The sequence below is a fragment of the Chitinophaga sp. 10T418 genome (assembly GCF_056394125.1).
Map to the genome: position 1 here is coordinate 256,283 of NZ_JBFTHG010000010.1, position 13,489 is coordinate 269,771.

The 13,489-nt window shown below is 46.9% G+C and carries 3 protein-coding genes; all 3 read left to right on the forward strand.

Going from position 1 to position 13,489, the window contains the following annotated elements; all coding sequences use genetic code 11:
- Nucleotides 1–21 precede the first annotated feature (21 nt).
- From AC1DCV_RS26500 to AC1DCV_RS26510, 3 genes are read left to right on the forward strand one after another with little or no spacing between them, the layout of a single operon-like run.
- Nucleotides 22–8,943 (forward strand): Ig-like domain-containing protein, encoded by an 8,922-nt coding sequence (locus AC1DCV_RS26500; RefSeq protein WP_477026004.1) that lies wholly within the window; start codon nucleotides 22–24, stop codon nucleotides 8,941–8,943.
- A gap of 11 nt (nucleotides 8,944–8,954) precedes the next feature.
- Nucleotides 8,955–9,311 carry a T9SS type A sorting domain-containing protein gene (locus AC1DCV_RS26505; RefSeq protein WP_477026005.1) on the forward strand — a complete coding sequence of 119 codons (357 nt, stop codon included), beginning with the start codon at nucleotides 8,955–8,957 and terminating at the stop codon, nucleotides 9,309–9,311.
- 60 nt (nucleotides 9,312–9,371) lie between these two features.
- A complete protein-coding gene (locus AC1DCV_RS26510; protein ID WP_477026006.1) occupies nucleotides 9,372–13,472 on the forward strand; it encodes a PKD domain-containing protein in 4,101 nt (1,366 codons plus the stop codon).
- The last annotated feature ends 17 nt before the right edge of the window (nucleotides 13,473–13,489 follow it).

The following is a 13,489-nucleotide window of genomic DNA, read 5'->3' on the forward strand; positions in this document are numbered from 1 at the left end:
AACCAAATTTAAATACCTCATATGAGAAATTGTACTGTTCATTATCTATATAAAACAACATTACTTGTAGGAGTACTGCTGATGCTGGCTTGCCGGCTATCAGCACAAACAGATATCAGTATTGGTCACGGTACTTCCGGTAATACAGATTTGGGCTATCCTTGTCCCCTGCAGGATTACTACGAAGGTACCAGGACACAGTACCTGTATCGCGCTTCAGAACTCCATGCAGCAGGAATGAATGCCGGCGTTATCAACGGCCTTAAATACAAGGTGCTCAACCTCAATGCAACAGATACCATTGAGCAATACACCATTAAAATTGGTACTACTACAGATACCACCCTCAGCGATGCCACCTGGATCACGATCAGCAACCAGGTGTTTGGTCCTGTTAACTACCTGCCTGTGGCAGGTACCAATACGCTCAACTTCATTTCAGGTTTTTTCTGGAATGGTTCAGATAACATTGTGATAGAAATCTGTAATGGCGCACCTGATTCAGATACGCGCCTTACCTACACCCATAACCCCGAAGTTCCCTGGACAACAGGACTTCCCTTTAATGGTTCACATACTTACCGTACAGACGGTATGAACTACTTATGCGGTACCACCTCTACCAGTAACTCTGGTACCATGACAACCCGCCCCGACGTTATATTTTCCTGGACGCCCGCAGTAGCCTGTACAGGAACACCTTCAGCAGGAACCGCTACTGCCAATCCGGCTACCGTTTGTATGAATGGCCAGGTAACTGTTTCCCTCACCGGCGCTACCATTGCATCTGGTCTTAAATACCAGTGGCAGTCATCTGCCGACAATACGAATTGGTCCAATATCGTTAATGATACTACCAACAGACTGGTGACTACTCAACCTGCCACCAGGTACTACCGTTGTAAAGTAACCTGTGTGACGACTAATCTCACAGCTACTTCCAACAGCGTTACCGTTACCTCACCACCTGCCATATCAGGTACCTTTACCATCAACAAGGCATTGCCTACCGGTGGTACCAACTTTGCCTCTTTTAATGATGCATACAACTGGATCAAATGCGGTATCAATGGTCCTGTTATATTCAATGTGGCACCCGGTGGTACTGCCTATAATGAGCAACTGGTGATCACCCCTGTACCAGGCGCCTCTGCCACCAATACCATTACGTTTAACGGTAACGGAGATACGCTCACCTATGCAGGAACGTCGTCTTCTCCGGCAGTGATCAAACTGTCTGATGCGGACTATTTTACGTTTAATAACCTGGTCATTAAAAACCCTGTTACCAACAATGGTTGGGGCGTACACCTGACCAATGATGCAGATTATAATGCGATCCGTAACTGTACATTTATCCTGGACACCACCAATACTTCCAGCAGCAATGCAGGTATAGTGATCAGCAGCAGTGCCACTTCGGCTACTTCTACCGGTGAAGCAAAATGTGATTTTAACATCTTTTCTGATAATACCATCAATGGTGGTTATTATGGAATCGCATTAACCGGCAGCAATACTTTTGCCAATGGTAATAATAAAGTAACCAATAACAAGATCAGTAACTTCTACAGTTATGGTATCTATGTAACCGGTTCTTTCAATACCCTGATAGAAAACAATATCATCAGCAGGCCCACACGTAGCAACGTCAGCACCTTCTATGGTATTTACTTTACCAATCTCAGTACAAAAGCAAACGTCACCCGCAACACTATCCGCAATCCTTTTGGCGGTGCACCGAATAATACCAATGCTGCCTACGGTATTTACTTCAGCAGCACGGATGCATTGTCACAACTGGAAAATGTGGTGAGCAATAACCTCCTTTATAATTTTACAGGTAAGGGAGATGTTTATGGCCTCTACAATTCAAGCTCGGATAACGTTTGGTACTATCATAATACTATTGCGCTGGACGGAGCTTCCACTACCAGCGCTACTTATACTACCCGTGGATTTTATCAGACTTCCCAGGCAGACGGGGTGGAATTCCTCAATAATATTATTTCCGTAACACGCAGCGGCGGCGGCAATAAATATTGTATTTACTTCTCTTCTACCAGTGGTACTATTCATGCCAACAGGAATGACTACTATCTCGCTGCTACCGGCGGAACCAATAACATTGGTTACTATGGCGCTAACAACAGCAGTCTGCTCGACTGGCAAACCGCATCCCATCAGGATAGTAGTTCTGTCAGCTCCAATCCTTTGTTCGTAGGTGTTGCCAGCGGAAACTATCAGCCGGCAAACGCCTCCATCGATAACAGGGGAGTTCCGGTAAATATTACGGTGGATATTAACAACGCTGTCAGAAGTACCACCACACCTGATATAGGCGCCTACGAATTTACACCCGGCCCCTGTACTTCGCCACCACTGGCAGGTAACGCGCAGGTAAGTCCTGCAGTGATTTGCGTAAACAGGAAGGTATCATTAACATTAACAGATAACTCCATTGGACTGGGACAAACCTACCAGTGGCAAAAGTCTGCTACCGCTAACGGTACCTACACCAACATAGGTGGCATACTGACCAACCCGGACACCGTCATTACTTCGGTAATCACCTCCTGGTATCGTGTAGCCGTTACATGTAGTGGGAATACATCTTACTCACAACCCATACTGCTTACGGTAACCCAGGCTTTCCCGGCAGGTACTTATACCATTAATAAAAACGCACCGGCCAGTGCCACCAACTTTATCAGCTTCAACGCTGCCAAAGCTGCGATGGAATGTGGTATACAAGGTCCTATTGTATTGAATGTAGTATCCGGTTCCGGTCCTTACCTGGAGCAACTGGTACTCGATTCCATTGCAGGTACCTCCGCTATCAACACCATTACCTTTAACGGTAACGGTAACAAGATAAAGTTTGCACCTACCGACAACAATGAAAGAGCAGTGATCAAACTGCGCGGTGCAGATCATATCACTTTTGATAGTCTTACCATAGATGCCACCAGCGACGACTATGGCTATGGCGTACAAATGCTCAACAATGCAGATAGTAATACCATTACCCGCTGTAACATTATTGCTGACACCGAAGCCACTTATTCCGACTATGCCGGCATCGTGATTAACGGCAGTGAATCCAGTGCAACCACGGGTACCACCAATAATTGTGACGGCAATATCATCTCCAAAAACACCATCACCGGTGGCTACTACGGGGTGATCATCTACAGTCAGACCAATGGATCTGCTACCGGTAATATCATCAGTAACAATACCGTAAAAGATTATTATGAAACCGGTATTAATATAAGCTATGTTACCAATACCAAAATAGATCATAATGATGTTTCAAGACCTGCCCGCACAAATGGCAGCTGGTCCATCTACGGCATCAGCGTGGAAAACAAAGCAGCGGACGTAGTAGTCAGCAATAACCGTGTCCACAACCTGGCAGGCGGCATGCTAACTACCTCCTCTTCTCTTTATGGCATAGAAATGTCTTATGCAGATGCTACGGCCACTAATCCAGCCAGGGTATTCAACAACGTAATATACGATCTCCGTAATGAGAGCACACAGTATGGATTCTCCAACTATAGCGCTGATTATGTTTATTATTACCACAACACCATCGTGCTGAACGATGCAAAGAATACTTCCAACAGCAGTACTACCGGCTTCTATCAGTCAGGTAGCGCCAGCGGTATTCAGTTCTTTGATAATATTCTTGATATCAGCAGAGCAGGCAGAGGAAGCAGAACAGGTATAACAATTGGTAACGGTACCGTACTCGCTTCCAATTACAATGACCTCTATGTAAAGAGCAGCTTCAATACCGCCTTTGTGGGTGGCAACTCCACTACCCTGGCGGCATGGACAACAGCTACCAAACTGGATAGCAACTCGCTGTTCATTTCACCGGTATTTGCAGATCCGGTAGCCGGCAACTTTGCCCCTGTTATTTCACCGTTGGATAATACCGGTAAAGCAGTAGGTATCACCAACGATATCCTGGGCGTTACCAGAAGTACCACCAAACCAGATATGGGCGCTTATGAAGTAAGTGTTCCCAACTGTAGTAAACCGGTAGTACCAGGTACATCCAACGTATTCCCGCTTACACCGGTATGTATGGGTACCGACATTAAACTGGACCTCACCGGCAACAGCACCGGTGGTACACAAACCTATCAGTGGCAACGTTCCAAATCGGCCAGCGGCCCTTGGGTAAATGCCAGTGATACCCAGTTTGTGAGTGCATTTAATACTACCATCAGCATCGAAAATTACTATCGTTGCTTAGTGGTGTGTGGCGGCACAGACAGTGCTTATTCTACTACGGTAATGGCTAACCTGAACCCGCCTCTGCTGGCAGGTACTTATACCATTAACCCGGCACTGCCCAGCAGCCTTACCAACTTCCAGTCATTCAGCAGCGCTGTTTCCAAACTGGAATGCGGTATAGCCGGTCCCGTTACCTTCCTCGCCAAAGCAGGTAGCTATACTGAGCAGATCACCATGCATCATATACCTGGCGCATCTGATGTAAACAGGGTTACCTTCCGCAGCGAAACAAACAGTGCTGCAGCGGTTACGCTGACCTACACCGGTACTTCCGCTTTAAACTATGTATTGAAGCTGGACAGCGTAGATTATGTTACCTGGAAAGCGATCACTATTAAACCAGCGGGTACCACCAATGCAAGAGGCGTGGTATATGCCAAAGGATCTTCTTACGACAGCATTGCTGCATGTACTATTCCATTGCCAGCTACTACCAGCACCGGCTCTTCCGTGAGTGGTATTTATGGCGATGCCTGTATAGGTACCGGCAACGTGATCACTGGTAACACCATCACCAATGGATCAAATGGTATTTACTGGAATGGTACTTATAGTGCGGTTACACCAGGACTGGTACTGGATAGCAATATTGTGGAAACACCGTATGCAAAAGGTATCTATGCTACCTACACAGACAGCGTGATGATACTCCGCAACCGTGTGAACCTGAGTGGCAATGTGGCCGCTGATGCTTATGGTATTTATACCGATAACACTAACGGCTACTCGATTGCACGTAACAACGTTCACGCTACCAATACCTCCGATGATGTACACGGCATATATCTCTATTATGCAGAGGCAAATGCCGGTGTAAAAGGTATCGTATCCGGCAACACCATTGTAGCCAGAAAAAATCTCACCGGAGAAATACGTGCGCTCGAGCTTTACCAGACCGATGCGGCCACTATTTCCAACAACGTAATCAGCGTACAAGCCACTGGCAGTGCTGCTTATGGTATTTACAGTGAAAGCAGTCTTAATCTTAACTACTATAACAACTCCGTGCTGAACAGCTCTGTCACCACCGGTGATAACTATGCCGCTTACTTCCGGCACACTGCTTCTTACTACGGAAATATTAAAATCAAAAACAACATTTTCGCATCAGATACCAGTGGCGTGGCCATGTACGTGGCAGATCCGCTTTACCTGAAAAGCGATTACAATACCCTGTATACAAAAGGTACTGTACTGGTGAAACAATTAACACCAGCAGGTTCCTATGCTACGCTGCATGATTACATTGCCGCGGACACACTGGATATAAACTCCATTGTATACAAACCAGCCTTTACCAATGACACCACCCTGCAACCTGCTATCGCTAATCCGGAAGTTTGGGCGATCCATGGTCGTGGTGTGCAGATAGAAGGCAATGATAAGGATATCAACGGCGCGGCCAGACCGGTTAGACTCACTGAAGGAGTACCGGATATGGGTGCCTACGAATTCCTGCCTACGTCTGTGCCACCGGTACTGCCTGCATTCCCTGCTGTAGCAGCACCTGGCGTTACCCAAACATTTATGTTTGGCACTGATACGGTTACCAAAATTACCTGGAACCCTGGTACCGCTATACCCACTAATATAGCTGTAAGACGCTACTCCGGTATTAAGCCACCTAACCTGGCTACCGGTACCGCCTATATGTATTTTTATACAGATGTAGATGTTACGCCTGCAAATGGCACCTATAATTTTAACATCGATCAGTTCTACCTGGATCCATGGCAGGGCTTCATCAAACGTCAGAAAGACATCCGCCTGGCGCGTACAGATGCTGCCAATGCATGGATTGTAGATTCACTCAGCCACGTGTATGATATCCCGAATGTGATCAGGGATAGCTCACTGCACTTCCTGGATAAATTCACCGGTCTGAATGGTGGCGGTACCAATACACAATTACTGCAGCCATCAGACAGCTCCAACAGGGGTACCCGCTTCTGGGTGGGTTATGGTCACCACCAGTTCTTCCCGGGTAACAACTCGCAGAACATGGTATTGTACCTGAATGCGCAGGATTCTTCCAACGTAACAGTACGTATTAATGGTACCAGCTGGGAACGTGTATATCACATTCCTGCCAATAAAACCATCACTACCGAAATAATACCAAAGAGCGGACTGAATGATGCCCGTCTTATAGAAGAAGGATTATCTGATAAAGGCATCAGCATAGAAAGTGATGTGCCCATTGTTGCCTACGCACATATTTATGGCAGTGCCTCTTCCGGTGCTACCATGCTACTGCCGGTAGGTACTTATGGCTATGAATATGCTACGCTGTCATCCAGACAGAATTACAGCACCGATACTTATTCCTGGTTCTATGTAATAGCCGACTATGATAATACCAAAGTAGAAATCACCCCTTCTGTACCAACCCTTGGCGGTAAACCGGCAAATACAACGTTTACGGTTACACTGAATAAAGGAGAAGTATACCAGGTACTTGGCGCTATGATGCCGGGTGGTGGCAGCGAAGGATATGATTTATCCGGCAGCCATGTGAGATCCATCATCAACGAAGATGGAAAATGTTATCCGATGGCGGTGTTCTCCGGCAGTAGCCGTACAGGCATCGGTTGTGGTGGAGATGTCGGCAGTTCTGGCGATAACCTGATTCAACAAAACTTCCCGTCACAGGCATGGGGTAAAAAATATCTCACAGCACCTACTTCTAACAGTTCGGCTGCGAGCTCACTGATGACGAATATCTACCGTGTGCTGGTGAAAGATCCTGCCACTGTGGTAAAAGTAAATGGCTTCAAGTTAACAGGTATAGTCAATAACCGGTTCTATCAGTTTGAAAGTAATACGGCTGATAAAATTGAGGCAGACCAGCCTATCATGGTAGCCCAGTACATGGCATCCAGCGGTAGCTGCGCCAATACAAACGGCGATGGTGACCCGGAAATGATTTACATCAGTCCTGTAGAACAGGGTATAAAAAGAGTAGGTCTGTACCGTAATACACGGGAATCTATCAACATCAACTATCTGACCCTCATTATACCAACAGGAGGTTTGTCCTCCCTGCTGATCGATGGTAGTAATACCTTCGACCATACTTATCCCCATCCTAACGCCAGTGGTTACACGGTAGTGGTGAAACGTTGGGCAGCGGCGCCTGCACAGTGTACTGTTACCAGCGACTCCGCCTTTACTGCGGTAACCTATGGTTTGGGTAGCGTGGAAAGCTATGGTTACAATGCAGGTACCCTGGTGAAAAATCTGAATATCCTGCCGGCATTCAACAACGTGTTGAATAATACAGGACAGAACAACACCTATACCTGCGCTAATACACCGTTCCGGTTCTCTATGCTGATACCGGTGAAGCCAACAGCTATCACCTGGAAATTCAGCCAGGTAGCAAACCTTGCACCTAAAGCAGATATCCTGCAAACCAACCCGGTACCGCTGGATTCTGTGATCCGCAACGACCGTAAGTATTACCGCTTCGTATTACCAAACGATTATGTGTTCAGCAAACCAGGTATCTATTATGTACCTATCCTGCTCACACATCCTGATATAGAAAGCTGCAGCAACAGTTTTGAAAGCATCCTGGAAATAAAGGTAATCCCGGCGCCGGTGGTGAACTTCACCGTTGATTATACCGGCTGTGTGAATGATGCTGCATTGTTCAAAGGCACTGCTACTACCAGCAATGGCGTAGGTATCAGCAGCTGGAAATGGAATTTCGCTGACTCTACAGGCTCGTCCGCAAAAGATACCACCAAGTATTTCAAATACCCGGGTATCAAACAGGTGAAATTAAGCATCGTGGCAGCAGAAGGTTGTGTGGGTGATACGACCAAAGAAGTGGAAGTATATGCACCTGCTGTGGCACAGATCGTGAAAGACTCTTTCACCGTGTGCAACGGATCTGATGTGACGCTCTCTGCTAAAAATCCTGAACCAGGTGTATTATACAACTGGTATGACGCACCAGTAGGCGGTAACCTCCTGCATACCGGCAACGACTACACGATCAACAACATCGCTGCCGATGGCACTTATTATCTCGAAACACTTACACATGGATGCCCCGGCCTGTCACGCGCCAAGGCGATTGTATATGTACTGCCTGTACTGACCACACCAGTGGTAACGGTAGATAGTGTAGGCGTGAATATGATCCGCTTCAAATGGAAGGCCATCGCCAATGCTACGGGATATGAAGTATCTGTAGATGGTGGTACTACGTGGACATTGCCATCTTCCGGCAGAGAAGGACTGGTACATATTATCACAGGCTTACAACCGGTGCAAACCGTGAAACTGATCGTACGTGCCAAAGGTTGCGAAGACAAAACATCGCTGCCTGCTGAAGGCAAAACCTTACCGGACGGTATTTACATCCCGAATACATTCACTCCAAACAACGATGGTAAAAATGATGTATTGCTGGTATATGGTTATATCATCAAACAACTGCACCTCACCATTTTTGATCAGTGGGGCGAAAAAGTATTCGAATCCAATACCCAGACAACAGGATGGGATGGCAACTACAAAGGAAAAGCATTGCCTTCCGGCGTATACATCTATGTATGTCATCTTACCCTCATGGATGGAAGTAAAACAGAAAAGAAAGGAGTTATTAACCTGATCCGTTAAAAAGCAGTTCTATGAAAAAAATCAGCATAGTGAAGTCGTTACTGTTTGTCATCGGATGTTTAATGTTGCATTGGCCTATGGCCAATGCAACCATCCGACCGACACGACAGGGAATAGACAGTATCATGATGGACAGAAGATCCGTACTCGTATATCCTAACCCGGTAATTGCTGCACTGAATATAAAGTCGCGCCAATCCATTCAACAACTGGTACTCTACACCATGGATGGCAAACCCATTAAAAAGATGACAGCTACAGGAAAAAATAACCAGATGTATGTGCGGGATATACAACGCGGCGCTTATATGCTGAACACCATTTTTGAAGATGGAACCAGGACGTCGAAGATGATCATCAAACAATAATCATTTCAATATGAAAAATTGAAAAAGATGTCAACCAAACTAACATATTATAAGGCTTGCATGTCGGCAAAACAACTTTGCATTGCCATATCCCTTATCTTGATTTCCTCCGTGGCCAATGTTGCATACGCCCAGAATCTTTCCAACAAGGGGAAAGATTTCTGGGTGGGCTACGGACACCATCAGTTTATGGAAATGGGACAGAGCAACAGCCAGGAAATGATCCTGTACCTCAGTGCAGAACAACCGGCTACCGTAACTGTCAGCATTACCGGCACCAGCTGGACACGTACCTATAATATTCCCGCTAATACTGTTATTGCTTCTGACCTGATTCCGAAATCAGGCGGTATAGATGCAAGATTGTATTCCCTGCCTCCCTCCTTTGGTGGTACCGGCGGAGAAGGCGTATTCACAGGTAAGTCGATACACATACAAAGTAATGTACCCATTGTAGCTTATGCACATATCTATGGCAGCGCCTCTTCGGGTGCTACCATGCTGATGCCGGAAGAAACCTGGGGATATTCCTATATCTCCGTCAACAGTATGCAGAACTATGCAGACGACTGTTTCTCCTGGATGTTTGTGATTGCCAATCAGAATAATACCGTGGTAGAAATCACGCCATCTGTATTAACGCGCAATGGCCGGCCGGCGGGTGTGCCTTTCACCGTTACGTTAAACCGCGGTGATATTTACCAGCTGGTAGGCGCCTCACTAGGCAGCGGCGTTGGGCGGCAACTCACAGGTACTACTATCAAATCTATCGGTAATCCGGCGGGACAATGTTACCCTGTAGCAGTGTTCTCCGGCAGCAGTCGTACCGCTATCACCTGTAACAACAGCAGCAGCAGCGGAGATAATAATATTCAACAGATCTTCCCTTTCCAGGCATGGGGCAAACGTTATCTCACAGCGCCTACTTCCGAAGATGATGTAGCCTCCAGTCTGCAATTTAATATCTATAAAGTGGCGGTGAAAGATCCAACCACAGTGGTAAAAAGAAACGGCGTGGTCCTGCCGGCCAGCAGTCTGATTGCCAACTCCTACTATGAATTTGTGAGTAATACCGCCGATTATATTGAATCGGATAAACCGGTACTGGTGGCGCAGTTTATGTCTTCATCAGGCGCCTGCGGCAATACCGGCGGCCTCGGTGATCCGGAAATGATATACCTGAGCCCTGTAGAACAGGCCATCAAACGGATAGGATTTTACCGCAACAACCGGGAGTTTATTGAAACCAACTATCTCACAATGATCATACCTACGTTAGGTGTTCCTTCCCTGTTGATAGATGGCAGCCCTCTGTATGACTTCTCTTACCCGCATCCTAACCTCCCCGGCTATACGGTAGTCATTAAGAGATGGGCGGCGGCACCTGCACAATGTATTGTAAAAAGTGACTCTGCCTTTACTGCCGTTACTTATGGACTCGGAAGTGTAGAAAGCTATGGCTACAATGCTGGTACGCTGATCAACAACCTGAATGCCGTAGGGTCTATTCATAACAGTTATGATACTTCAAAAAGTTCCAATGATTTTACCTGTACCAATACTCCTGTGCAGCTCTCCATTTTAATGGCTTATCAGCCTACAAAAATGGTATGGAAGCTCAGCGCACTCGGCACGGCAGTTACGCCCAATGCTGATGTAACAGATAACGCACCGGTAAGTACCGGCACCGTGTCGATCAACGGTATTACTTACTATAAATATACTTTGCCAGGCACCTACCAGTTTAGTGCCATCGGAGAATATGATGTACCGGTACTGACCACACATCCCAGCATTGAGAACTGCACGCACACAGAAAAGGTGGGATTCACCGTCAGCGTAAAAGGCAAGCCCCGTGCGGTGATGACGTATACCTACACCGGCTGCACCCTGGATACGGTTTATTTTAAAGGAGACAGCAGTTTAAAAGATCCTTTGATTGATCGCTGGCAATGGGAATTTCCCGGTGCAGTAAAAGATAGTGGCGTGAGAGTAGGTAAAGTATTTCCGGTTGGCAATGCTGCGGTAAAACTCACCGTTATTTCAAGAGATGGCTGCGTGGGAGATACTTCCTTCACCGTAGCAGCAGTAGCGAAGCCCGTGGCCACCTTTACCACTGATATGGCCGCCATATGCGAAACAGGCGCATTAAAAATTACGGATCAGTCGACCTATGGAGGCACAGCTCCATTAAAATCCTGGTACTGGAATTTCGGCAACGACTCCGTGTTAAATGCGACTACCGGTGCCGTACAAACGATTACTTACAAAGATCACAACTCCTATACCATCAAACATGTGGTAAAAGTGAGTGACCTGTGTATAAGTGATACCGTAACAAAGGTGGTGACCGTATATGCCAAGCCTACTCCGCTGTTTGCTTACCCTGGCGATTGTTTGCCTGTAGGTGGCCTGGTACAGTTTACCAGTGGCGCTGTGGTACCTGATGCACAAACCATCAGCACCCATGCCTGGAACTTCGGAGACGCCAACGCAACTGGCGCCAATCCCAATACTTCTGTACTCAAAGATCCCACACATAACTATACAAAGTTTGGAACGTATAGCATTAAATATAGTGTGACTACCGATAAAGGCTGTACGAAAGATACAACCGTTACAGCCACCTTTAAACTGAAACCACAACTGGCTTACGCTGCATTAACCGGTGTTTGTGTAAATGTACCTGGCACCATCGCAGTAGGCAAAGCCACTGTACAAAACGGCGTGGCGGGTAAAGGATTTTATCGCGGTCCGGCAACGGATTCCGCTGGTAACTTTACACCTGCCACCGCCGGCACCGGTACCCATACGATCTGGTATGTATTTAATACAGACAGTGGTTGTACCGATTCCATTTCCACTACGATGGTGGTATATCCTAAACCTGCAGCTGCCTTTACCGCAGCAGCCAATCTGTGCCTCGGACAGAATACTGTTTTCACTGACCAATCCACTATTTCAGCGGGCAACATCACCAACTGGAAATGGGACCTCGCTGATGGCACATTGAAAAACAACACCAACAACAATCCGTTTACCATCACCTATCAGAAAGACAGCAACTACCTCGTAAAGCTGGTGGCCGTGAGTGATCATAACTGTATCAGTGACACCGCCCAAGCTATAGTAGCTGTACATCCTTTACCAGCAACAGATTTCAGTCTGCCAGCTAAAGTATGTATGCCCGATGGCACTGCTGTTTTTGCCAACCTGACCACGGTGAAAGATAAATCAACACTCACCTACCAATGGAACTTCGGCGATGGTGGTACCGGCTCAGCCGCTAAAGATCCCACCTGGCAGTACAAAGCATTTGGTCCGTTTAACGTGAAGCTGATCGCTACCACTGCCAGTGGTTGTAAGGATTCTGCTACCAAAACATTAAGCGCCTTCTTTGGCCAGCCGGTAGCTTCCTTTAAAGTAACACCGGATACCCTTTGCCAGGGCGCCGATAACGTGTTTACTGATCTGAGTACAGATCCTACCGGCACCATTAATAAATGGCAATGGAGTTTTGGTGATGGTACCACTTCCACAGAGCAGCATCCGGTAAAAAAATATACTGCCCCCGGTGAATACAGTGTGCAGTTGCAAGTAGCAAATCAGTCGGGTTGCGGTTCTTCTGCTTATAGCAGCAAGGTAATCGTATACCTGCAACCCATCATCGATGCAGGACCATCCTTTGTAGTTGCGCAGGGCACCATCATCAGCTTCAAACCAGTTGCCAATGATTCGGTTAACCTGCGCTTCAACTGGGATCCCCCGGCAGACTTCCCGGACCCTACCCTGTTGTCGCCCGTAATACCTGCGATGCACGATGCCACCTATACGCTGACAGCTATTGGTAAACACAGTTGCATGGCGCGTGATGCTATGACCGTGAAAGTATTGAAGCCCGTGGCACCACCCAATGCGTTTTCTCCCAATGGTGATAATATCAACGATACCTGGATCATCACCAACCTGGCTGACTATGCAGAAAGCATCGTGGAAGTATTCAACCGGTATGGCGCAAGAGTGTATCGCTCCACCGGCTACAACGTCCCCTGGGATGGCCGGTTCAAAGGGAATCAGCTGCCAATGGCCACGTATTACTATGTCATCCGGCTCAGAGCAGGCATGGCACCCATTACAGGTTATGTAACTATTATCAGGTAAAGTAAATCATTCACATA